The sequence below is a fragment of the Pigmentiphaga litoralis genome, assembly GCF_048632615.1.
GTDB classification, from domain to species: Bacteria; Pseudomonadota; Gammaproteobacteria; order Burkholderiales; family Burkholderiaceae_B; genus Pigmentiphaga; species Pigmentiphaga litoralis_B.
The window spans coordinates 340,738-362,695 of sequence record NZ_CP184479.1 but is presented as its reverse complement, the minus strand read 5'-3'; the positions used below and the strand labels follow the sequence as shown (position 1 = coordinate 362,695).

The window sequence follows — 21,958 nt, the reverse complement described above, 5'->3', positions numbered from 1 at the left end:
ATGACGACGACGTCCTCGCGTGGGCAAGGGCAGGGGGCTGACACTGCGGCCAAGGCGCCCGCGGCCGACGCGCCCGCCCATGGCAATGTGCTGCTGTCGCGCGACGGGGTGGTCGCCACCATTACCTTGTCCCACCCTGGAAAATTGAACGCGCTCAATGTTGCCATGTGGCTGACCTTGCGGCGCGTGCTGGACGACCTGTCGGACGACGACACGCTGCGCTGCGTGCTGCTGCGTGGCGCGGACGGTAACTTTGCCGCGGGAGCCGACATCTCGGAATTTCCTGAGCAGCGCGGCGATCTGGACAGCCTGCTGCACTACCACGACGCCATTCTGGCCCCGGCTCTGCAGGCCGTGGCTCAGTGCAAACATCCGACCGTGGCCGCGATCCAGGGCGTGTGCGTCGGCGGTGGCCTTGAAATCGCAGCGCACTGCGACCTGCGCATCGCTGCACACTCATCGAAGCTGGGCGTGCCGATCCATCGCCTGGGCTTTCCCATGGCGCCTGGCGAGATGCAGGGCGTGCTCGCGTTGGCGGGCCGCGCGGTCACGCTGGAACTGCTGCTCGAAGGGCGGCTGCTGGGTGCCGACGAAGCGTATGCGAAAGGGCTGTTGACACGCGTGGTCGATGACCATGCGTGGTTGGCCGAGGTCCAGCGCTGCGTGGATCGCATCACCGCCGGCGCCCCTTTGGCCGCGCGCATCAACAAGGACATGGTGCGGCGCCTGAGCCCGGAAGTCGCGCCACTGACCGACGCCGAACGGCGCGCATGTTTTGCTTACTGGAATTCATCCGACCACCTTGAGGGCGTGTCCGCGTTCCTGGCCGGGCGCAAGCCGGTGTTCACGGGGCAATGATCGTGGGCACCGATCTGTATCAACCGATTGTTCATCCCCATTCGCATCCGCATGTCCGAAAGCCGCGTCCGATGCATGGCCATCCGGCGCATCGGCAGTCGCGGCTTCCAGTTACCTGATGATCCTTTTACCGACTCTTTTCAAAGCGACGTTTCCATGAACGGCAACCTTTATACCCTGCTGTCCTCGGGCTTTCCCGCCGACCGGCTCAGCCTGTGCATCGAAGCCCACGACGGAGTGAACTTCACCTGGCAGGATGTCGATGCCATGACCGGGCGCATCGCGAACCTGCTTGCCGCGCTTGACCTGCCCAGGGGCGCGCGCGTGGCTGCCCAGGTCGAAAAATCCCCCGAAGCGCTGATGCTCTATTTGGCGACGCTTCGTGCCGGCTACACGTACCTGCCGTTGAATACCGCCTATCAGTCCAGCGAAGTCGACTACTTCCTGGGCGATGCCGAGCCGTCGGTGGTCGTGTGCAGCAGCAAGAACCTGCCATGGGTCGGCGCGTCGGCCGCCAAGGCCGGGACGGGCCACGTCTTCACGCTGGATGACGACCATACCGGGTCGCTGCTCGACGCCGCCCGATCGCATGCCGACAGCTTCGACACCGTTGCGGTGACCGATGACGACCTTGCCGCCATCCTGTACACGTCGGGCACGACCGGCCGCAGCAAGGGCGCGATGCTGACGCACGACAACCTGGCGTCCAACGCCAAGGTGCTGCATGAATACTGGGGCTGGCGCAGCGATGACGTGCTGCTGCACATGCTGCCGATCTTTCACGTACATGGCCTGTTCGTGGCGGCGCATGGCGCATTGCTGGCGGGCGCCAAGATGATCTGGCTACCCAAACTGGATGTCGCGCGCACGCTGCGCGAACTGCCGCGCTGCACGGTCATGATGGGCGTGCCCACCTACTACGTGCGCCTGCTGGACGAGCCCGGCTTTACTCGCGAGGTATGCCGCAACATGCGGCTGTTCGTGTCGGGGTCGGCTCCCTTGTTGATGGAGACATTCAACGATTTTCGCGAGCGCAGCGGCCACACAATCCTGGAACGCTACGGCATGAGCGAAACGGCCATGCTGGTTTCGAATCCGTACGATGCGTCATTGGGGGACCGTATCGGCGGCACGGTCGGCATGCCACTGCCCGGTGTATCGGTCCGCGTCGTGAACGATGCCGATCAGGAATGCGCGCCGGGCGAGATCGGCAACATCCAGGTCAAGGGTCCGAACGTGTTCAAGGGCTATTGGCGCATGCCGGAAAAAACGGCTCAGGAATTCACGGCGGACGGCTGGTTCAAGACGGGCGACGTGGGCCGGTGGGGTGGCGATGGGGCAGGGGCGGCGGTGCCTGACACCTATCTGGCCATCGTCGGCCGCAGCAAGGACCTGATCATTTCAGGCGGCTTCAATGTCTACCCGAAAGAAATCGAGACGCTCATCGACGACATGCCTGGCGTGCTGGAAAGCGCGGTCATCGGCGTGCCGCACAAGGACTTTGGCGAGGCGGTGGTGGCTGTGGTGGTGCCCAAGCCGGGCGCGGACCTGATCGAGGCCGACATGCTGGCGGTCCTGAAGACCCGCATTGCCAACTTCAAGGTGCCCAAACGCCTGCACGTCGTCAAAGAGCTGCCCCGCAACACCATGGGCAAGGTGCAGAAGAACGTCCTGCGCGACACCTACGGACTTTGATCCGGCATGCCGGCGTCATGCTGGACGCAGCGCGCGGCTGTGCGACAATACGCGCCGTGCGCCTGTGACGAAACAGGTAGACGTAGCGGACTTCCAGCAATGCGGAGTGCCCCGGGCGAAAGGCCGGGAGTAGAACTCGTCAAATTCGGTGAACCCCTGGCACGGGAACGCCGAGCCAAGCAGGCCGTTCTTGAATGGCTGGGCGTGTGTAGAGACTTGACGGCGAGGACCTAATGTCGCGCGTGACCGAGTTCCATCGGATGCGCCAGGCGATGGTCAAGACAAAGTCCAGACCCCAAACGGCGTTTGCGCGAATTGCGCGGCGCCGGCAGCGCGAGCTGTAGCAGGTAAGAAAATCCGCCGCCGCAAGGCGTACCGGTTCGACTCCGGTCAGGCGCACCACCTCTTCTTCAGCGGCAAGGCGCATTCAGCCCGTGCCCGCGCGCCCCGGCCATCCGCCTTTTGCGGTCCAGCGCCGGCCAACACCCCACTTGCTTTCCATTAGCTGGCCCCACCCATGGCCGCACGTCATCCAGCGCAGCCGTCGGTGCGCGCATGTGCCTGCATGCGCTATCCCGTGGCGTTTCTACATCCCAGCGATGGCTGTGTGGCGGGACACACCGGGCGGCCTTGCCGAGTCCATCTTGCGCGGCGACCACCTAAGCTGACAGGGTTGTGACCAGTCGTAGCCCATGCACCGTTGTCCGCTAGCAACGATCAGCCTTTCGAACTCATCCTTTTGTGGCGTCGATACACGCGCTTTCCCCCTGAAACGCCATTGTTCGCGTTGGAGGAAGCCTAATCCATCGGGATGAGATAAAATTATCTGGTTACCAAATCCCCTAATTCAACCGCTTCAGCGAAAGGTGTACCGGTGAACTGCAAGCCTGGCGATCTGGCCGTCATCGTCTCCAGCCATCCTGGCTCGGAATGCAATATCGGCACATTCGTGACCGTCGTCGAGCCTTTGGGCGCCGAGACCGGCCGGTGGGCGTTCGAGCGGGCCAGCCGGCCGCTCAAGATGGTGGACCGCAGCGGACGGCTGGCGCCAAGCTGGGTGACTTCGTCGTTCGACGACCCTCCGCATATCTGCGGTTTGCTGGACCGCTTCCTGCGGCCCATCCGCGGCGTGTCCGAAACCGTCGAAACGCCCGCGTCGCTCGAAACCGTCTGATCCGTCCAGGCCCGTCTCCGGGCCGATCTTCCCGCCTCACCCAAGGGTATCGCACCCGCTAAGGACGTTGCCCCCTTGCACTCCAAGCAGCAGCACCGTCAGTCCATGCGCTGGTTAGCACTGTGGGGCACGGTCTTGGCCGTGTGTTTCGCGGCGATCTGCGCGTCGGCGCTGTATGGCACGCGCCAGGATGCAGGGCAGGCTGCGCGCGACGCGTCGGCCAATCTGTCCCTGATGGTCGCCACCAACATCGAGCGGGATGTGGAACGCATCGACATCTCGCTGCAGGCCGTGATCGACAATCTGCGTCGGCCCGACATCCAGGGCTTGAGTGACGAACTGCGTCACCTGGTGCTGTTCGACCGCATCGATTACACCCGCGGGCTCGGGGCGGTGCTGGTGCTGGATGCCAAGGGAAACATCCTCCACAACTCCTCCACGCCGCGGGGCCCCGCGTTGAACCTGGCGCAGCGCGACTACTTCCAGGCGCTGCGCAATGCGCCATCGCACGCACTCTACATTGCGCCGCCTATCCGATCCGAACTGACAGGGCTGTGGGTGATTCCGGTGGCGCGCCGCATCACCCAGGAAGACGGCAGCTTTGGCGGCCTGGTGGTCGGGTCCATGCAAGTCGCGCACATGGAACGGCTGTTCGCGCAGCTGGAACTCGGCAGCGCGGGATCGCTCAAGCTGCTGCGCTCGGACGGAACGATCATGGCCCGCTTTCCCGAAGCGAGCAGTCAGCTCGGTGTGCGGCTGCAGAACGTTGCGTTGTTCAATCAGTATCCGGCCAGGTCCACTGGCCACTTCGACGGCCCCGGTCGGCTGACGGGCGTGCCGCGCCTGTATGCCTATCACGCGGTCGGCGCCTTGCCGCTGGTGGTCGTGGTCGGGCTGGCGCAGTCGGACATCTACGCCGCGTGGCACGTCAAGGCCTTGATCATCGGCCTGATCATGGCCGCGTCCCTGATCGCCACCGTAGTATTGGTGTGGTTGCTTCGAAGCGAGCTGCAGCGGCGCATGGCGGCCGAGCGGGCGGCCAGCCGCAACGAACGTCGCTATCGGCTGCTGGCCGAGAATTCGGTCGATACCATCGTGATGAGCGGGGCGGACGGGCGGGTCAGCTACATTTCGCCCGCCATCGTGGACGTGCTGGGGTGGACGCCTGCCGACATCGAAGGCAAGCGCATCAGCGAGTTCGTGCACAAGGACCACCTGATGGTGCTGGACGATCAGGACACGGACGACAGCGCGCCCGCCACGCTGACCTTTCCGGCGCGGCACCGCGATGGCGAATGGATATGGCTGGAAGCGCGCGTGCGCCGGCTGTCGGGTGACATCGACGGCGCAAGCTACATTTCGAACGTGCGTGACGTGTCGGGACGCAAGAAGGCCGAGCAGGCGCTGGAAGCCGCCAACGCCCGGCTGCAGGCCATGGCGGCCACCGACGCGTTGACCAACCTGGCCAACCGCCGGCGCTTTGACGAAACGCTGGACCGCGAGTGGCGGCGGTCGATCCGTGACGTCACCGAGCTGGCCTTGCTGCTGATCGACGCGGATCACTTCAAGGCGTTGAACGACTATTACGGGCACCTGCAGGGCGACGTGTACCTGAAATCGATCGCGGGCATCATCCAGGAATGCATCCGGCGGCCGGGCGACATGGCGGCCCGATACGGCGGCGAAGAATTTGCCGTGCTGCTGCCCCGGACGTCGACCGATGGCGCGTTGATCATCGCCGAAAAGATCCGCCACGCCGTGTACGAGGCGCGCATCCCCCACGTGAAGGGAACCGAAGGCGTCATGACCGTCAGCATTGGCGTGTACAGCATGTCGCCGGCCGATGGGCAGTCCGCTGCCGATCTGGTCAAGCGCGCGGACGCCGCCCTGTATGCCGCCAAGCATGCGGGCCGCAACCGCAGCTGTCACTTTGAAGGGCAGGCACTTCCCGAGACGGCCGCGTTCTGATTGGACGCGAATGGACCTTGGCGGCTTCCCTGGCGGCGTTGCGCATGCCGCAGAACGCCGCGCCGGCCTTGCGTTACCATGGCGCTTTCGCCGCAACACTTCCCGCAACAGTTCTCATGTCTCTCAAGGTTTTCGATTTGCAGTGCGCGCAAGGCCACGTGTTCGAGGGCTGGTTTGGCTCGCATGCAGATTTCGACTCGCAGCATTCGCGGGGCCTGATCACCTGCCCGCTGTGCGGCAACGGCGTGATCGAAAAGAAGTTGTCGGCGCCGCGCCTGAACGTGTCGGGCCTGCGGGAAGGCAAGCCGCCGATGGCCTCGCCGTCGCAGGTGCCTGCCGACGCAAGCGCATCGGCGTCGGCAGGGGCGCGCCGCCGTCCGCCGCCATGCAGACCCAGATGCTGCAGCATCTGCGGCAGGTGATCCGCAATACCGAAAACGTCGGCACCCAGTTTGCCGACGAAGCCCGCCGCATCCATCATGGTGATGCGCCGGAACGCCCGATACGCGGCGTCGCGACCCCCGACGAACGCCAGTCCCTGACCGACGAGGGGATTGCCGTGGCTCCCATCCCGGCGATGTTCGATGACGACCGCCTCCAATAAGCGACCTATGCCCCGTTTCTACTTCGAAGACTTTTCCGTCGGCCAGATCCTGCCGCTCGGCCAGGTAACCCTGGACAGCGCCGCCATCATCGAATTCGCGACCCGTTATGACCCGCAGTCTTTCCACGTGGACGAAAAGGCCGCGGCGTCGTCTCCGTTCGGGGGCCTGATCGCCAGCGGCTGGCATACCTGCGCGGTCATCATGCGCCTGATGTGCGATGCCTACCTGCTGGACAGCGCCAGCATCGGTTCGCCTGGCGTGGAAGACATTCGCTGGAAGAAACCGGTGCGCGCGGGCGATACGCTGACGGTGCAGGTCGAGATCCTGGAAACGCGGCCGTCGCGCAGCAAGCCGGGTCAGGGGTCGATCCTGACCAGGGTGACGGCCGTGAACCAGCACGGCGAGATGGCCATGACCATGGAGTCGTGGTGCATGCTGGCCGCACGGTCCGCCGCCTAAATCTCACATAATGCTCTCTGAGTGATGGCGCCGCCCTCAAGTCTGCTGGGCATGTGCCGTTAGGGTAAGGAACCTCGGCGACGCCGCCTGGCGGCGCCGGGCGCGGCCGATGGCTTGCCGCCCATCGTTTCTGCCGTGAACCTCACATCTTGACTCGCTCCAGCCCTTCGCTCCGCCAGGGATGTTCCGACACCCACGGACGCCCAGATACGATGCTGGAAAAGATCGCAGTCACGTTTCTGGACGCCATTGGCGAAGGCCTTCTTGCCGTCAATGATGCGGGCCGCATCTGTGCCGTGAATCCCGCCGCGTGCGCCTTGTTCGGGCGGAACAAGGACAGCCTGGTGGCGCTGTGTCTGAACGACGTATTGCCGGGCGCGTTGCGCCGTGCGGCAAGTCACGCGCGCCAGGATGTCGCCGCGCTCGAACCCGCGGTCAGTGGACGCACGCACTCCCTTCGCGCCAAACGGCCCAATGGCATCGAGTTTTCGGTGCTCGCCAACATCAGCCGGGTCGATGCCAGCGATTTTCGCGGCTTCGTGGTGGTCGTCACCAATATGTCGCAATTGGCCAATGCCATGCAATTGCTGGAGGAACAGGCCGCCCGCGACGAACTGACGGGGCTGTCCACCGACCGCTTTTTCTTTTCCTATCTGGATGGCCTGATCTCGCGCGGCGAAGACGCCGAACTGGCGCTGGTGGTCATCAACCTGGCTGACTTCGCCACCATCAACGAAGCGTTGGGACATGCGTTTGGCGACCTGGTGCTGCATGAAATCGCAGGGCGCTTGCGGGCAGCCGCAGGCGAGTCGACGCAGATCGCCCGGATCGGCGGCGCGCGGTTTGCGGTGGCGCTCACCGGGGTGCGGTCGGCGCGGCACGCCATGAGCCAGGCCGAAGCACTGTTGTGGGCCATCACGGGCAAGGAAGTGGTATTGGGCGATCGCCGTATCCTGCCGCGCGCCATGGCAGGCGTGGCCTGGGCCGCTGGCGAGATCCGCGAAGCCGAAGGGCTGATGCACGCCGCCGACCTGGCGCTGCGCCAGGCCCGCCGCGCGTCGGGCGGCGAAAGCTGGGTCGGGGTCTACAACCCTGACATGGCGCGGCGCGCGCAAGACCTGCTGGTAATCGAAACGGCGCTGATGGGTGCGCTGGAGCGCAACGAGTTTTCGCTGGTCTACCAGCCCAAGGTGCTGCTGCCGTCGCGCCGGCCGTCGGGGGTCGAAGCCTTGCTGCGATGGCATCCGTCGGGCCGCCCGCCCGTGCCGCCTGACCTGTTCATTCCGATGGCCGAGCAGAACGGCCTGATCGTGCCGATCGGCGCCTGGGTGATCGCCGAGACCACACGTTTCGCGGCCGAGCACCTGCCCGCGTGCATGCGCATGAGCGTCAACGTATCCACCGTGCAGTTCCGTGATCCAAGCCTGCTGGATGCCATCGACGCCGCCCTGCATGCGTCCAAGCTCAAGCCTTCACGGCTGGAATTGGAAATTACCGAGACAGCCGCCATGAGCGAGCTGACCCTGGCGATCGAAGCGATCCGCAACATGCGCAACATTGGCGTGCGCACCGCGATCGATGATTTTGGCACCGGCTATTCATCGCTCAGCTACCTGACCCGGCTGGAAGTGGACAAGATCAAGATCGACCAGAGTCTGCTGCCCAAAGACGGCGACGAACGGATGTGGCAGGTGCTCAACGCCATCATCGAGCTGTGCCATGCGGCTGACCGCGAGGTGCTGGCCGAAGGCGTCGAATCCGAATGGCAGGCCGAGCGCCTGGCGCAGGGCGGCTGTGACAAGGGACAGGGCTATCTGTTTTCGCGGCCGATGCCGCCCGACGCGCTGCGCGCGTATCTGCAACGCGAAGTGGGATGAACCGCGGCGCGTGTCCCGCCGCCTGGAATGCAGACGAAAAAAGCCAGGGCGAACAGATCGCACTGGCCTTTCTTGATGGCGGGATGACCCCCGCCAACGATCACTTCACACGGCTGCGGTATTCGGCGGTGCGGGTGTCGATTTCGATCTTGTCGCCGATGGCGCAGAACAGCGGCACGGGCAGTTCGAAGCCGGTTGCAAGCTTGGCGGGCTTCATGACCTTGCCCGACGTGTCGCCACGGACAGCCGGTTCGGTATAGATGATTTCACGAACGAGCATGTTCGGCAGGTCGACGGTAATGGCGCGGCCTTCGTAGAACACCACTTCGGCAGGCATGCCTTCTTCGAGGTAGTTCAGGGCGTCGCCCATGCTGTCGGCTTCGATTTCGTACTGGTTGTATTCGGCGTCCATGAAGACGTACATGGGATCACCGAAATACGAGTACGTGCATTCCTTGCGCTCGAGCACCAGGACGTCGAATTTTTCGTCGGCCTTGAAGACGGTTTCCGACGCCGATGCGGACAGCAGGTTCTTGAGCTTGAACTTGACGACCGCGCCGTTGCGGCCCGAGCGGCTGTATTCGGCCTTTTGCACGACCAGGGGTTCCTGGCCGACCATGATCACGTTGCCGACGCGCAGTTCCTGAGCGGTTTTCATACTTGGATCAACCTTAGCGAGAGACTGGTTCTGACGATCTGCCCCGGGGCTCTCCGGCCTCGGCCAGCAACAACGTGCGCGCTGGGTTGCATCGCGCCACGTACCGGGTACGTAGCACGGTGCGCAAGGACCGGGCAAAGTGACTGCGGGGGAGCCGTCGACCAAGTCGAATTTGGTATCAAGCCAGCGTCGCAAGGTAGTCAGTCAAGGAGCGGCTTGGAATCACGAAAAGCCAACAAGTATAGCCCGGAGTGCCGGGTGGCCGCCAGCTTCACCGGCGACGGGACGCGCACAGGCGTCGCAGCCGCGCCACCAGATCCTGCTGGCCTGCCAGGGCGTCGCTCCACTCCCGGGCGCGGCGCGTCCAGGCCGTCCATGGTTCCGGTTGCAGGGCATAGCGCAGTTGCTCGGCAAATCCTTCCAGGGTGGTTTCTCCGTTCCAGCCCAGGTGGATGTCGTGGGCATGCGAGGGCAGGGCGCAGCGGTCCAGCCAGGCCGCCAGTTTGTCGACATGCGCGGCGTCGTCCTGCGGGTAGATGTGCCAGACCATGGGCCGGCCGGCCCAGTGCGCCCGGATAAAGGAATCTTCGCCGCGCACAAAGTTCAGGTCGGCGCACCACAGCAGGCAGTCGTAGTCCGCCGGGGCCAGGAAAGGTAGGCGGACGATGCGCAGGGCCCCGCGCTGCCCCTCGCCAAGGTAGGGGGCCACGCCCTCGGGAATCACTAGCAGGCTGGGCTGGTCGCCGTCGGCCAGTTCCCGCGCCAGCACGGACGCCGGCGCGTCCGGGTAGCAGAACAGCGTGACCAGGCGTTCGCCTGGCAGACGGGCGGGCAGGCCGATGCGTGTCAGAAAGTCCTTCTGGGCCCGCGGGTCGGCCTGCAGGGCATCGCGTGCTTCCAGCAGGCCGGGTTCCCGGAGCAAGCCGCCGCTGGTCTCGGTAAAGCCCGGAAAAAGAAGGTCTTGACGATGCCGTTGGACTGCGGCGACGGCAGGCCGTGGCAGCTGTCGATCCACGATTCGGCCGACAGGTATTCCAGGTTGATCCAGATCGGCCGCTGCACCAGGTCCTGCATCCGGTCGACAAAGGCGGGCGGCGGATCGCAGGCAAAGGCTTCGATCACGATTTCGTGTGGCACCGCGTCAAGGGCGGGCAAGGTCCAGTGCAGGATCTCCACGCCGTCGATCGACTGTATCGGCAGCCGGACCGACACGCGGCGCTCCAGCCGGGCGAACGACGCCAGGTCATCCACCCACAGCCGCACTGGCCACTCCTGGGCGGTCAATTGCCGCGCCAGCCGCCAGCAGACGCCGATATCCCCGAAATTGTCGACGACTCGACAGAACACATCCACGCGCAATTGGTTTTCTCCTTGGCTTGTCAGACGAGTGCTTCCCGCGCCAGTTCCAGCCAGGCCCGCGCGGCGAACGACAGGTATTTGTTCTTGCGCCAGGCCAGCACCATGTTCCACCAGATCTGCGGCGCGTCGATCGGCAGCACCACGAAGCGCGAGCGGTTCAGTTGCATGCCGAACAGCTCGGGCAGCAGTGCGATCCCGACCCCGGCTTCGACCATAGACGCAACGAAGTCCCACTGGCTGCTGCGCCCGGCAATCCTGGGTGTAAAGCCGGCTCGCACGCAAGCCGCATGCACGACTTCGTTCAGCACGAAGCCTTCGCCATAAAAAATGAAGGGTTCCTGCGCCAGGTCGGCCAGCCGCACCGACGTCCGGCCCGCCCAGGGCGAATCGGCCGGAGCGATCAACTGCAAGGGATAGCGGCAGATTGGGAGCGTATCGAATTCGTCGTCCACGGGCAGCAGCATGGCGCCGATTTCCAGCGTGCCCGCGCGCAATTCGTCTTCCACGGTGCGCGACCCCTTTTCGAACAGCTTGAGTTCAATGCCCGGGTATTGGCGGTGAAAGCTGGCGATCAAGGGAGCCAGCAGGCCGTTGGACAGGGGCGGGATGCCCATGACCAGCTCGCCGTGGGTCAATTGATCCAGGTCGGCCACCTCGGCCAGCATCTGCGCATGCATGGCCAGCAGTTCCTGCCCGCGCCGGTAGATGACGCGGCCCGCATCGGTCAGTGAAATCCGACGGCCTTCCTTGACAAGCAGCGGGGCGCCCAGATCGGCTTCCATTTGCTTGATCAATTTGCTGACATTGGGCTGGGTCACAAACAGGGCTTCGGCCGCCGCCGTGTAGCTCTGCCGGTTGACCACCTCAAGGAAGTACCTCAGCTCGCGCAGATCCATTCATGCCGCCAAAGAATGTTTTGCATGCATATTATTCATTTTGATAATGCATCACCACTGTCTAGAATGACGGTATTGAGGGAAAACCCTAGACCGCATCGCCTGAGCCACAGCATGAACCGTTCCGTTTTTACCCGTTTTGCGCACATGATCGTTCAGGTAGGCCTGCTGATCGCCATCTGGTGGGCGTGCGACGCCGTCGTGCACCTGCTGCGTCTGCCGCTGTCAGGCGGTGTGCTGGGATTGGGCGTCGTGCTGGCGCTGTTGTTCTCGGGGGTGCTGCGGGTGGACCGCGTCAAGGTGGGCGCCCAGTTGCTGCTGACCGAGATGATTCTGTTTTTCATTCCGGCCGTCGTCGCCATCGTGCGGTATCAGGACCTGCTGGTGCAAAGCGGCGTCAAGTTGATGGCGTTGATCGTGATTGGCAATGCCTGCGTGATGTTCCTGACGGCCTTTGCGGTCGAGGCCATCGTGCGGCGCGGCGGTCCGGATCGTGGCCTGCCCGTCGCCGCGCGGGAGCAGCCGGCATGATGCTCGCGGCCTTCTGTGTGCTGCTGACGGTGGCGCTGTACTTCGCCAACAAGCAGTTGTACCGGCGGTTTCCACGGCTGCTGTTCAGCCCGGTGATCCTGACGCCTGCGCTTATCGTGGCGGCGCTGGTGGTGATCGGCATTCCGTTCGACACCTACCTGACCGACACCCACTGGCTGCTGTGGTTTCTAGGCCCCGCCACGGTGGCGTTCGCGGTGCCGATCTATCAGCACCGCACCTTGATCCGCGATCATTGGATGGCGCTGGCGGCCGGCACGGTCATTGGCGTGACCGTGGCGGTGTCGACGTCGTGGGGTCTGGGCCAGGTGTTCGCATTGCCGCCCGACGTGGCGCACAGCCTGCTGTTGCGGTCCGTGTCCACGCCGTTCGCGCTCGAGATGGCCACGCAGATGGGTGGCCGCGCCGACATGACGGCCATGTTCGTGGTGTTTACGGGCCTGGCCGGCATCATCACCGGCGAACTGATCCTGGCCCTACTGCCACGGAAGTCATCGCTGTCGCGCGGGGCCAGTTACGGCGCCACGGCGCATGCGCTCGGCACGGTCAAGGCGCGTGAACATTCCGAGCAGACCGGCGTGATGGCCAGCCTGCTCATGATCTTCAGCGGACTGCTGATGGTCGCTTTGTTGCCGCTGTTGTCGCGTTTGTTCGTATAGGCCCGGAACCCCGGGCCGCGTTCGCAGGTCTGACGGTCCATGACTCGATCCTTTCCTCTCTGGCGCAGCCTGGCCGCGCTTGGCAGCCTTGTCGCGGCCGTGACCGGCTGCTCCAGCTGGGACACGTGGCAACGCGAGAAGATCTTTGCGCCGGCCCGTACCGACGGCAGCTGGTATCGCGAACCCCTTGAAGGCACCGACCAGTTCGACCTGACGCTGTCCGGCGGCGACAAGGTCCACGCCTGGTATTGGCAGAACCCCGACCCGAAAGCGCCCGCTGTGCTGTACCTGCATGGATCGCGCTGGAACTTGAACGGCAGCGCCTTCCGTATCGAACGCTGGGCGGACATGGGCTTTTCGGTTCTGGCGATCGACTATCGGGGCTTTGGCAAGTCCACCGAAATCCTGCCTTCCGAATCCACGGCGTACGAAGACGCTACCGCCGCCTTGCTTGAACTGGCCAGGCGTCAGCCGGATCCATCCAGACGGTTTGTGTACGGCCATAGCCTGGGGGCGCGGTGGCGGTCGAGCTGGCGTCGCAGGGCACGCCTGCTGCACCGTTCGCGGGGCTGATCGTCGAATCGAGCTTTACCAGCATTGGCGAAATGGTGCAGACGACCAAGTACGGCTGGATTCCCGGCCTGCCCATCCTGGTGACGCAGGACTTCAATTCCAGAAAGAAGATGTCGCGGGTGAAGACGCCCGTGCTGATCATCCACGGTACCAACGACTCAGTGATACCGCACACCATGAGCGACCAGCTGCTGGCGGCGGCCACGGCGGCACCGCCCGACCTGCGCCGTTTGCTCAAGGTGGAAGGCGCGTCGCATTCCAACGCCAGCCGCAGCGGCCCGGCCTATGTGCAGGCCGTGCAGTCCTTCGCGCGCGATGCCGCCAAGGCGTATGCGGCGCCCGCGGCCATCGCGGGCAAATAAGGGCTGGCGGCAATCCGGGCTGTCGCGCGCCGGATGCCGCCCATGGCGACATGCAGCCATCGGGCCGGGCCGCCAGCTGGGGTTCCGCCGGTCTTCAGCGCTTTTCGTACTGCTTGCTGCCGAACATGTTTTCGAACGACGTCGCGTCATGCGGCTTGCGCTGGTCGGCCAGGACGGCCACGCCGCGCTGGACGGCCGGGCGGCCCTGGATGTCGTCGTACCAGCGCTTCACATTCGGAAAGTCCGCCAGGTCCACGCCTTGGTTGGCGTGCGACCGGGTCCAGGGCCAGCAGGCCATGTCGGCGATCGTGTAGTTGCGGCCCGCCAGGAAGGCGTGCTGCGACAACTGCTTGTCCATCACCCCGTACAGGCGGCGCGACTCATTGGTGTAGCGGTTGATGGCATAGTCGATCTTTTCGGGTGAGTACATCCGGAAGTGGTGCGCTTGCCCCAGCATCGGACCCAATCCGCCCATCTGGAACATCAGCCACTGCAGCGTGTTGTAGCGTTCGCGGTCGGTCTTGCCCAGGAATTTGCCCGTCTTGCCCGCCAGATAGAGTAGGATCGCGCCCGACTCGAACAGGGAGATCGGCTTGCCGTCCGGCCCTTCAGGATCGATGATCGCCGGGATCTTGTTGTTCGGACTGATCGCCAGGAATTCTTCCTTGAACTGATCCCCTGCGCCAATGTTGACCGCCGTGACCGTGTAAGGCAGCTTGCACTCTTCGAGCATGATGTGCACTTTGTGGCCATTGGGCGTCGCCCAGGTATGGACCTCGATGGGTTGCTGCTGGGCCGGCTGGGCGCGGGGTGTCGTCATTCACTACTCCGTCGAGAGGCGTGCGCTAAGAGACTGCGCAGGATGTCAAACGCCGATTATCAGGGAATCGTTTGCGGTTTTGCACCAATAACCCCGGGGTTCACCGGGCTTTCTTGGTAACCACGTTTCCGGTATAGGCGCGATCGGGGGATAATAGCGGGCTCTTCGCCGCGCGCGCTTGTCCCGTTCCCGAACCTTCCCATGACCCGTCCCCGCTTTCTTCCCGACAACTTCACCCTCAGTCTGCTGGCGACCGTGCTCATCGCCAGTTTTCTTCCCTGTTCCGGCCAGACCGCGGTCGTGTTCGAGTGGATCACCGATATCGCGATCGGCCTGCTGTTCTTCCTCCATGGCGCCAAGTTGTCGCGCGAGGCCATCGTGGCGGGCATTACGCACTGGCGTCTGCACATCCTGATTTTCCTGTGCACCTTCGCCATGTTCCCGGTGCTGGGGGTGGCGCTCAAGCCGCTGCTCTCGCCCATGATCACGTCCGAGCTGTACACCGGCATCCTGTTCCTGTGCGCCTTGCCGGCTACCGTCCAGTCGGCCATTGCGCTGACGTCCATCGCGCGGGGCAACATTCCCGCCGCGATCTGCAGCGCATCGGCATCCAGTCTGCTGGGCATCTTCCTGACGCCGCTGCTGGTCAGCGTGATCCTGACGACCAGCGGCACGCATGCCTTGTCGTTCGACGCGGTCGGCAAGATCCTGCTGCAACTGCTGCTGCCTTTCGTGCTGGGCCAGATCGCCCGCCGCTGGATTGGCGGCTGGGTGACCAAGCACCGCGCCATGCTCAAGTATGTGGACCAGGGGTCCATCCTGCTAGTCGTGTACACCGCTTTCAGTGAAGCCGTCGTGGGCGGGCTGTGGAGCCAGGTGTCGGGTACGGTGCTGGCAGGTCTGCTGGCCGTATGCGCCGTCATCCTGTTCATCGCCTTGCTGTTCACGACGTTCATCAGCCGCGCGCTGGGTTTTTCGAAAGAAGACGAGATCACCATCGTGTTCTGCGGATCGAAAAGAGCCTGGCCTCGGGCATTCCGATGGCCAAGGTGCTGTTTTCGAGCGGCGCCGTGGGCGCCATCGTGCTGCCCATGATGCTGTTCCACCAGATGCAGCTGATGGTGTGCGCGGTGCTGGCGCGCCGCTATGCGTCGCGCGTGGAAACGCCTCTGGAGGTCGAGGCCCCCAAGGCCAAGCCGGCCGCCTGACTCACGCCGTCTGCCTGACCGGCAACGAAAAAGTCCGCACGGCGCAAGCCGATGCGGACTTTTTCCACCTTGGGTTGGGTACCGGTCGATCAGTGGAAGTGCGTTGGCGACGTGTCGGCTTCTTCGGGCGGCTCGGCGTGAACCATCTCGCCAAGCGGATTCGGGAAATAGGGCGCGCCGCAATCTTCGCAGAACTCCAGCGGCATCAGGCCCGGCAGGCGGCGGATGTCATCCACGCCCAGCTCTTTCAGGATGCTGGCGATCTGTTCGATGGTGGGCGACTCTTCGGTATCGTCGTCCCGGCCGAACACCGGCCAGGTCGCGCCATAGATGACGTCGTTGCGGTTGCGGGCCGTGAAACCGACGCGGTATTCCTCGATGTCGGTCTCGCCACAGCCGGCAATGACCGCGCGCAGTTGCGCCGGCGGCATGTTCAGCGCCGTCTCGATCCAGCTGACCGCAGCCTGCATCGACAACGGGCGCACCCGCCGGTCGGCTTCGCGATTATTGACGTAATAGGCGTCGGGCAACAGGCATTCAAAGCCGCAGCCAGGCAGCAGGTCGGCAAAGACCGGCGTGGCCTGGGCCACCCAGGCGTCCAGGCATTCATCTCGGCCCGTCACGGCGGCGTTCGCGCCGGTGGCGCCCACGCCTTCCTGCCAGCGGAACACGGGCCTGCCGCGCGGCACGGCAACGGCACCCACCACATAACGGGTGTCGGCCAGCAGATTCGGCACGTCGGACGCGGCCAGGGTCGAACGCGGCACTGGCAGTTCCAGGGCGCGCGCGCCCAGGCGCGTCAGCCATTGCAGCGTGGCGCTGAACGACCGGGGCATCTGATCCACGCTGTAGAGTTCGGACGCCAGCGCCAGGCGGACGTCGGCGGCCAGGATATGGCCATGCAGGTGCGCGCTGAGGGCGTCCAGCGAGTCCTGGCGAATGCGGCCGGACGGGATGGTGAACCGCGTCCAGGCTACCACGGGCGCAACCACCAGCAGCACGTCGTAAGGCTCGCCGTCCTTTTCCATGAAGGTGGACTCGGACAGCGTTTCGGCCTGCTCCACCAGGATTTCATAGCCGCCCGCATCGGTTTCCAGCAACGCGTCCAGCGCCGCTTCGACCGCGCCGTCCTGCCCGGCATGCAGCAGCTTGCCCAACAGGGTTTCGATCTCGCGTTCCCAGTAACGGTCTTCCACACGGCTGCCGGAGCCATTGAGGGCTAACGACAGTGCGACGAGCCGTTCGGCGTCACGGGTGTAGCGGGCGTTGGTCTTGTTGCGGGGTCGGGCCATGGAGGATCTGAATCGCTTGCGGGGATAACAACCCGCTAGTGTATCTCCGTCCCGGACCCGTTCCCCGCGGCTCGTCCGAATGACTGGACTATTCCTGGATGTTCGCCGCTTTGACCACGGCCGCCCAACGGGTCAGCTCGCTTTGCGTGTAGGCGCCCAGTTCCTTGGGGCCCATGAAGCGGGCTTCGGCGCCCAGTTCGGCGGCTTTCTTGCGGAACGCGTCGGTCGCCATGATCTTGCCGATCTCGCCGGCCACCTTGTCGATCACCGGTTGCGGGGTGCCGGTCGGCGCGTACATGGCGAACCACGACGAGACTTCCAGGTCGGGAAAACCGGCTTCGGGCGCCGACGGCACGTCCTTCAGGCTGTCGATGCGTTTGGTGTCGGTGACGGCCAGCGCGCGCAACTTGCCCGACTGGATGTGCCCCATCAACGGCGGCGGGGTGGTAATGGTCAGGTCGACTGCGCCGCTCAACAGGTCGGTCAGCGCTGGGCCGGTGCCCTTGTAGGGAACGTGGGTGATGTCCACGCCTGCCTGCATCTTGAGCAGTTCGGTGGCCACCTGTTGCAGCGAGCCATTGCCCGACGACGCATAGTTGAGCTTGTTCGGGTTGGCCTTGGCATAGCTGACCAGGTCTTTCAGGCTCTTGATCGGGAGGTTGGCGTTGACCACGATCACCTGCGGCGCGGACAGCACGTTGGCGACGGGGGCGAAGTCCTTGATCGGATCCCAGTTCAGGTTCTTGACCACGGCCGGCGTGATTACCTGGTAGCCGGAATACTGCAGCAGCATGGTGTAGCCGTCCGGTTTGGCGCGCGCCACGGCCTGGGCGGCGATGCCCCCCGATGCGCCCGGGCGGTTTTCGACCACGACGGGCTGGCCCAGCGCCTTGGACAGCGGTTCCGCGATCAGCCGCGCCGCCAGGTCAGTGGTGCCCCCGGCGGCGGCCGACGCGATCAGGGTAATCGGCCGCTGCGGGAAGGCGGCATCGGCCGCGTGGGCCATGGGGGCCAGGATCGCGGGAGCCAGGGCAAAGGAAACGGCAAGGGCGAGCGGGGTCAGGGTGCGTAGCATGGAGAGTCTCCGATATTGTTATGGGTGATGCGGGAAGGTTGATGTGTGATGCGGGATGCGGGATGCTTCGAGCGCCATGCATCGAGCGCCATGCATCGAGCGCCATGCTTCAAGCGCCATGCGATGCAGGATGCGGCCGCTTGGCGGTCTCACGCCGCGCCGAAGTGCTCCTGCAGCCAGGCCGGCGCGGGGTGCGTGCGCAAGCGGGGTCCGGCCGACAGCAACTGGTTGGACAGCGGCCGTTCCACCAGCTGCGGCAGGCCGGCCACCACGTCGAGCAGGGGCGTGAGCGTGACGCCCGTGTCGACGCCCATGGTCTCGAACATATGCACCAGTTCTTCGGTGTTCACGTTGCCGCTTGCGCCGGGCGCATAAGGACAGCCGCCCAGGCCGCCGGCCGCCGCGTCGAAACGCATGACGCCGACCTGCCAGGCTGCCAGCGCATTGGCCAGGGCCATGCCGCGCGTGTTGTGCAAATGGGCGGTGATCGCCAGATGGGGCAGGGCGCGCGACACCTGGTCGCAGATCGCCGCCACCTGGGTCGGGAAAGCCATGCCGGTGGTGTCGCACAGCGAAATGCCGGTTGCGCCCGCGTCGGCAAAGATCCGGGCCAGACGCAGCACTTCGGCGGGGTCGACGTCGCCTTCGAACGGGCAGCCGAACGTGCACGAGAGAGACACCGTGCAGGCCACGCCTGCCTTGCCCGCTTCGCCCAGCATCGCCAGCAGTTGCGCGGTCGACTGTTCCCGTGTCATGCGCAAGTTGGCGCGGTTATGTGTTTCGCTGACCGACATCACCAGGTTCAGTTCGTCGGCCTGGCTGGACAGCGCCCGTTCCAGCCCCCGCAGGTTTGGCACCAGGCAGGTGTAGATGGTGCCCGGGCGGCGCGTGATGCGTTGCATGACGGCTTCGGCATCGGCCAGCGCCGGAATGGCCTTGGCCGACGTGAAGCTGGTCACTTCGATGCGTTTGAAACCGCAGGCCGACAGGGCGTCAATGAACGCGATCTTTTCGTCGGTCGGCACCTGGCGTTTTTCGATCTGCAGCCCGTCGCGCGGCGCCACTTCGTTCATTTCGATGCGGGTCGGTCCTTGGTTCATGCAATCACTCCCTTGCTGCGCAGCAGCGCGATCTGGTCGTTCGTCAGGCCTGCGTCGTGCAGGATCTGGTCGGTGTGTTCCCCCAAGGTGGGGGCGCGGTGGCGGATGGCGCCCGGATGGGCCGACAGCCGCGGCACGATGCCGGGCATTTCCAACTCGATGCCGCTGGCTGCGGTGATCTTGGCGATCATGTCGCGCGCCCGGTAGTGCGGATCTTCGGCAATATCGCGTGCGGTATAGATGCGCCCCGACGGCACCTGGGCGTCGCGCAGCGCCTCCAGGATGGTGCCGCTGTCGTGACGCGAGGTCCAGGCTTCGATCGCGGTGTCCAGTTCCACCGAGCGCAGCGCGCGGCCGTCGTTCCGGGCCAGGTCGGGATCGTCGGCCAGATCGGGGCGGTCCATCTTGCGCATCAGGCGGGTGAAGATTCCGTCGCCGTTGGCGGCGATCAGGATGTACTCGCCGTCGCCGCAGCGGTACGCGTTGGACGGCGCAATGCCGGGCAGGGCGCCGCCCGCCGGCTGACGCACCGCGCCAAACACCGAATACTCGGGCAACAGGCTTTCGCTCAGGTTGAACAGGCCTTCGTACAAGGCGGCGTCGATCACCTGTCCTTCACCACCGCGCGCGTCGCGTTCGTACAGGGCCAGCAGCAGGCCCAGCGCACCGTGCAAGCCAGCGATCGTGTCCCCCAGCGACAGCCCGGCCCGCACCGGCGGACGGCCGGGTTCCCCTGTCAGATATCGCAGGCCCGCCATGGCTTCGCCGATCGCCGCAAAGCCGGGTTCATCGCGCTTGGGCCCGGTCTGGCCATAACCCGACACCCGCAGCATGATCAGGCGCGGGTTGATGGCATGCAGGGCTTCCCACGACATGCCCCATTTTTCCATGGTGCCCGGCCGGAAGTTCTCGATCAGGATGTCGGCGCTGGCGGCCAATGTGCGCACCAATTCCTGGCCATCTTCCTGGCGCAGGTCAATACATACCGACTGCTTGCTGCGCGACTGCGCTTCCCACCAGACCGACGTGCCTTCATGCAGCAGACGCCACTTGCGCAAGGGGTCGCCCTGGCCGGGCGGTTCGATCTTGATGACCTGCGCGCCGAAGTCGGCAAGGGTCTTGGCGGCGAAGGGTCCGGCAATCAGCTGGCCGAGTTCGATGATCTTGATGCCATCGAGGATTTGGCGGGTCATGGTGTCTTCCGTTTTCGGGCGGGCCGGTCAAGACGCCGGTCGGCAAGGCCGGGCGGCCGGCGTCGTGCCGTTGTCGTTCCGGGGGCGTGCCGCGGCGTTGTTGTTATCAGAGTCCGCAGTGTGCCTGACCGCCCGCGCCTGGCGGAAGCGCCGATTCGGCAAACGGGCTTTCCCGATTCGCGAAGACGGGGATACGCCCGCCTGACATCTGCTCGCACGGCCGGACTAGTCGTTTGCGCGGATCCCGGCTAGGCTGTCGGCTGATCCGCAGGCGACGGCGCGCGCCGGCCTGCCGCCCCGCCTGTTGGAGACTTTCCCATGATGTCCGTTTTCCTGTCCGCCCGGCCCGCTGCGGCGCTGGCCCTGGCTGCGTGCGGCGCCGTGCTGTTGGCCAGTATGCCCACCGCCGCCTCGGCGGCCGAATCGGCGCAGCGCGTGACGCCGCCGGTTGCAAGTCCGGTGGCCGCGTCGGGTGCCACACCCGCATCGGCGTCGTCCACCACGATGGCCGTCCCCTCATCCGCCGCAAGCGCAGCGCCGTCCGATCAACGTCCGGCTGACAGATTTGCCGTCTTTACGTCAGCCAGCGCCGCCGCGGCCATTGCCAAACCGGCACCGTCCCGCCAGGCCATTTACACCGCGGCGCCGACCAGCGACCGCGTCGTCAAATCGCGCGCCATGGGCGACTATCGGATCCGCGTCGCCGTGCCGACCACCCCGCCGCCTGCCGACGGCTATCCGGTGGTCTACGTGCTGGACGGCGACGATTACTTCGATCCGGGCGTCAAGCTGGCCGACCACCTGGTCCGGACTTCAAACGGGTCGATGACGCCCGGCGTCATCGTGGGCGTGGGCTATCCCGGCGATTCGCGCCGATCCTACGACTACCTGCCTGCTTCGCCGATTTCGGCCGATATCGAGCGGCGCCCCGACGGCCGCCCGATCATCGACGACGTCTACGGTGGCGCGGACGGCTTCCTGGACTTTCTGGACCAGGAACTGAAGCCGCTGATCCAGGCGGCCTACCCGATCGATCCGCAGCGCCAATCCTTGTACGGCCATTCGTATGGCGGCCTGCTGGCGGTGCATGCGCTGTTCACCCGGCCCGACATGTTCCAGACCTATCTGCTGTCCAGCCCGTCGCTGGGGTGGAATGGGCGGTATGTGCTGACCGAAGAACCTGGCTTCAACGCCCGGGTCCAGGGCGGAACCCATCGGATTGCTACGGTGGTGACGGTAGGGGAATATGAACAGGCGCTGTCCCCCGAGCAATTGCGCGCGCCCGATGCGGCCGAACGCGCCGCGCGTGCGGCCCGTCGCCGGTCGGTGGACAGCGACCGGGATCTGTCGGCGCGGCTCAATGCCGTCGCTCCCGACCGTGTCGGCAGCCGCTTTCGGATGTTCCCGGGCGAAGTCCACGGCAACCGTGGCGCTGCCCGCGTTTGCGTACGGCCTGCCGACAGCCTTTGCCGCGCAGCATTGAGAGGCGCCTTGGGGCCGGTAGCACGCCGGCCATCTGCGATGCAAGGATGGCTGACCCATCGCAGCGCCATGGCATACCGCTAACGCAGGCCGACC

At 65.1% G+C, this 21,958-nt stretch carries 16 protein-coding genes and 4 pseudogenes; 12 read left to right on the top strand and 8 right to left on the bottom strand.

The window, feature by feature from the left end; translation table 11 throughout:
* The 7 genes and pseudogenes from ACNANG_RS01710 (at nt 1) to ACNANG_RS01680 (ending at nt 8,636) form a co-directional block, all read left to right on the top strand.
* Nucleotides 1-858, top strand: coding sequence for an enoyl-CoA hydratase/isomerase family protein (locus ACNANG_RS01710; RefSeq protein WP_420225734.1), 858 nt, complete (start codon nt 1-3; stop codon nt 856-858).
* 156 nt (nt 859-1,014) lie between these two features.
* Nucleotides 1,015-2,553, top strand: a complete 1,539-nt coding sequence (locus tag ACNANG_RS01705; RefSeq protein ID WP_420225733.1) for a malonate--CoA ligase — start codon at nt 1,015-1,017, stop codon at nt 2,551-2,553.
* 874 nt (nt 2,554-3,427) lie between these two features.
* A complete protein-coding gene (locus ACNANG_RS01700) occupies nt 3,428-3,727 on the top strand; it encodes a hypothetical protein (RefSeq protein WP_420225732.1) in 300 nt (99 codons plus the stop codon).
* A gap of 105 nt (nt 3,728-3,832) precedes the next feature.
* Nucleotides 3,833-5,695: a diguanylate cyclase domain-containing protein gene (locus ACNANG_RS01695; protein ID WP_420225731.1), complete on the top strand. Its 1,863-nt coding sequence runs from the start codon at nt 3,833-3,835 to the stop codon at nt 5,693-5,695.
* Between the two features lie 44 nt (nt 5,696-5,739).
* Nucleotides 5,740-6,299 (top strand): annotated as a pseudogene (locus ACNANG_RS01690) (DUF1178 family protein).
* 7 nt (nt 6,300-6,306) lie between these two features.
* On the top strand, nt 6,307-6,759 hold the full coding sequence (locus tag ACNANG_RS01685) for a MaoC family dehydratase (RefSeq protein ID WP_420225730.1): 453 nt from the start codon (nt 6,307-6,309) through the stop codon (nt 6,757-6,759).
* A gap of 212 nt (nt 6,760-6,971) precedes the next feature.
* A complete protein-coding gene (locus ACNANG_RS01680) occupies nt 6,972-8,636 on the top strand; it encodes a putative bifunctional diguanylate cyclase/phosphodiesterase (RefSeq protein WP_420225729.1) in 1,665 nt (554 codons plus the stop codon).
* Nucleotides 8,637-8,736: 100 nt separating this feature from the next.
* Here the strand turns inward: ACNANG_RS01680 and efp are convergent, their stop codons facing one another.
* From efp to ACNANG_RS01665, 3 genes and pseudogenes are all read right to left on the bottom strand, one after another.
* Nucleotides 8,737-9,294 carry an elongation factor P gene (gene efp, locus ACNANG_RS01675; RefSeq protein WP_420225728.1) on the bottom strand — a complete coding sequence of 186 codons (558 nt, stop codon included), beginning with the start codon at nt 9,292-9,294 and terminating at the stop codon, nt 8,737-8,739.
* A 271-nt stretch (nt 9,295-9,565) separates the two neighbouring features.
* Nucleotides 9,566-10,641: pseudogene (gene earP, locus ACNANG_RS01670) on the bottom strand (elongation factor P maturation arginine rhamnosyltransferase EarP).
* A 32-nt stretch (nt 10,642-10,673) separates the two neighbouring features.
* Nucleotides 10,674-11,549 (bottom strand): LysR family transcriptional regulator, encoded by an 876-nt coding sequence (locus tag ACNANG_RS01665; RefSeq protein WP_420225727.1) that lies wholly within the window; start codon nt 11,547-11,549, stop codon nt 10,674-10,676.
* A gap of 114 nt (nt 11,550-11,663) precedes the next feature.
* On the opposite strand from ACNANG_RS01665, the gene ACNANG_RS01660 reads away from it, so the two are divergent.
* The 3 genes and pseudogenes from ACNANG_RS01660 (at nt 11,664) to ACNANG_RS01650 (ending at nt 13,692) form a co-directional block, all read left to right on the top strand.
* On the top strand, nt 11,664-12,080 hold the full coding sequence (locus ACNANG_RS01660) for a CidA/LrgA family protein (RefSeq protein WP_420225726.1): 417 nt from the start codon (nt 11,664-11,666) through the stop codon (nt 12,078-12,080).
* Nucleotides 12,077-12,757 (top strand): LrgB family protein, encoded by a 681-nt coding sequence (locus tag ACNANG_RS01655; RefSeq protein WP_420225725.1) that lies wholly within the window; start codon nt 12,077-12,079, stop codon nt 12,755-12,757. Before ACNANG_RS01660 ends, ACNANG_RS01655 begins: the two co-directional genes overlap by 4 nt.
* A gap of 39 nt (nt 12,758-12,796) precedes the next feature.
* A pseudogene (locus ACNANG_RS01650) lies at nt 12,797-13,692 on the top strand (alpha/beta hydrolase).
* A gap of 94 nt (nt 13,693-13,786) precedes the next feature.
* Here ACNANG_RS01650 and ACNANG_RS01645 read toward each other — a convergent pair.
* Complete coding sequence (locus ACNANG_RS01645) at nt 13,787-14,512, bottom strand: glutathione binding-like protein (protein ID WP_420225724.1); 726 nt, start codon at nt 14,510-14,512, stop codon at nt 13,787-13,789.
* 201 nt (nt 14,513-14,713) lie between these two features.
* Here ACNANG_RS01645 and ACNANG_RS01640 point away from each other — a divergent pair.
* Nucleotides 14,714-15,720 (top strand): annotated as a pseudogene (locus ACNANG_RS01640) (bile acid:sodium symporter family protein).
* Between the two features lie 89 nt (nt 15,721-15,809).
* Here ACNANG_RS01640 and ACNANG_RS01635 read toward each other — a convergent pair.
* From ACNANG_RS01635 to ACNANG_RS01620, 4 genes are all read right to left on the bottom strand, one after another.
* A complete protein-coding gene (locus ACNANG_RS01635) occupies nt 15,810-17,012 on the bottom strand; it encodes a DUF2863 family protein (protein WP_420225723.1) in 1,203 nt (400 codons plus the stop codon).
* Nucleotides 17,013-17,100: 88 nt separating this feature from the next.
* On the bottom strand, nt 17,101-18,087 hold the full coding sequence (locus ACNANG_RS01630; protein ID WP_420225722.1) for a Bug family tripartite tricarboxylate transporter substrate binding protein: 987 nt from the start codon (nt 18,085-18,087) through the stop codon (nt 17,101-17,103).
* A 149-nt stretch (nt 18,088-18,236) separates the two neighbouring features.
* Entirely contained in the window at nt 18,237-19,187 is a 951-nt protein-coding gene (locus tag ACNANG_RS01625) for a hydroxymethylglutaryl-CoA lyase (protein WP_420225721.1), read from the bottom strand.
* Nucleotides 19,184-20,380 carry a CaiB/BaiF CoA transferase family protein gene (locus ACNANG_RS01620; RefSeq protein WP_420225720.1) on the bottom strand — a complete coding sequence of 399 codons (1,197 nt, stop codon included), beginning with the start codon at nt 20,378-20,380 and terminating at the stop codon, nt 19,184-19,186. The genes ACNANG_RS01625 and ACNANG_RS01620 overlap by 4 nt, the downstream gene beginning before the upstream one ends.
* Nucleotides 20,381-20,698: 318 nt before the next feature.
* On the opposite strand from ACNANG_RS01620, the gene ACNANG_RS01615 reads away from it, so the two are divergent.
* Complete coding sequence (locus ACNANG_RS01615) at nt 20,699-21,946, top strand: alpha/beta hydrolase (protein ID WP_420225719.1); 1,248 nt, start codon at nt 20,699-20,701, stop codon at nt 21,944-21,946.
* Nucleotides 21,947-21,958 lie beyond the last annotated feature (12 nt).

What these genes read in the sequence shown, in the direction of transcription:
- ACNANG_RS01710 (WP_420225734.1), top strand. Translation starts at nt 1, where the DNA reads ATGACGACGACGTCCTCGCGTGGGCAAGGGCAGGGGGCTGACACTGCG.
- ACNANG_RS01695 (WP_420225731.1), top strand. Translation starts at nt 3,833, where the DNA reads ATGCGCTGGTTAGCACTGTGGGGCACGGTCTTGGCCGTGTGTTTCGCG.
- ACNANG_RS01635 (WP_420225723.1), bottom strand. Translation starts at nt 17,012, where the DNA reads ATGGCCCGACCCCGCAACAAGACCAACGCCCGCTACACCCGTGACGCC.
- ACNANG_RS01615 (WP_420225719.1), top strand. Translation starts at nt 20,699, where the DNA reads ATGATGTCCGTTTTCCTGTCCGCCCGGCCCGCTGCGGCGCTGGCCCTG.
- ACNANG_RS01655 (WP_420225725.1), top strand. Translation starts at nt 12,077, where the DNA reads ATGATGCTCGCGGCCTTCTGTGTGCTGCTGACGGTGGCGCTGTACTTC.
- ACNANG_RS01665 (WP_420225727.1), bottom strand. Translation starts at nt 11,549, where the DNA reads ATGGATCTGCGCGAGCTGAGGTACTTCCTTGAGGTGGTCAACCGGCAG.
- ACNANG_RS01660 (WP_420225726.1), top strand. Translation starts at nt 11,664, where the DNA reads ATGAACCGTTCCGTTTTTACCCGTTTTGCGCACATGATCGTTCAGGTA.
- ACNANG_RS01705 (WP_420225733.1), top strand. Translation starts at nt 1,015, where the DNA reads ATGAACGGCAACCTTTATACCCTGCTGTCCTCGGGCTTTCCCGCCGAC.
- ACNANG_RS01685 (WP_420225730.1), top strand. Translation starts at nt 6,307, where the DNA reads ATGCCCCGTTTCTACTTCGAAGACTTTTCCGTCGGCCAGATCCTGCCG.
- ACNANG_RS01620 (WP_420225720.1), bottom strand. Translation starts at nt 20,380, where the DNA reads ATGACCCGCCAAATCCTCGATGGCATCAAGATCATCGAACTCGGCCAG.
- ACNANG_RS01645 (WP_420225724.1), bottom strand. Translation starts at nt 14,512, where the DNA reads ATGACGACACCCCGCGCCCAGCCGGCCCAGCAGCAACCCATCGAGGTC.
- efp (WP_420225728.1), bottom strand. Translation starts at nt 9,294, where the DNA reads ATGAAAACCGCTCAGGAACTGCGCGTCGGCAACGTGATCATGGTCGGC.
- ACNANG_RS01680 (WP_420225729.1), top strand. Translation starts at nt 6,972, where the DNA reads ATGCTGGAAAAGATCGCAGTCACGTTTCTGGACGCCATTGGCGAAGGC.
- ACNANG_RS01630 (WP_420225722.1), bottom strand. Translation starts at nt 18,087, where the DNA reads ATGCTACGCACCCTGACCCCGCTCGCCCTTGCCGTTTCCTTTGCCCTG.
- ACNANG_RS01625 (WP_420225721.1), bottom strand. Translation starts at nt 19,187, where the DNA reads ATGAACCAAGGACCGACCCGCATCGAAATGAACGAAGTGGCGCCGCGC.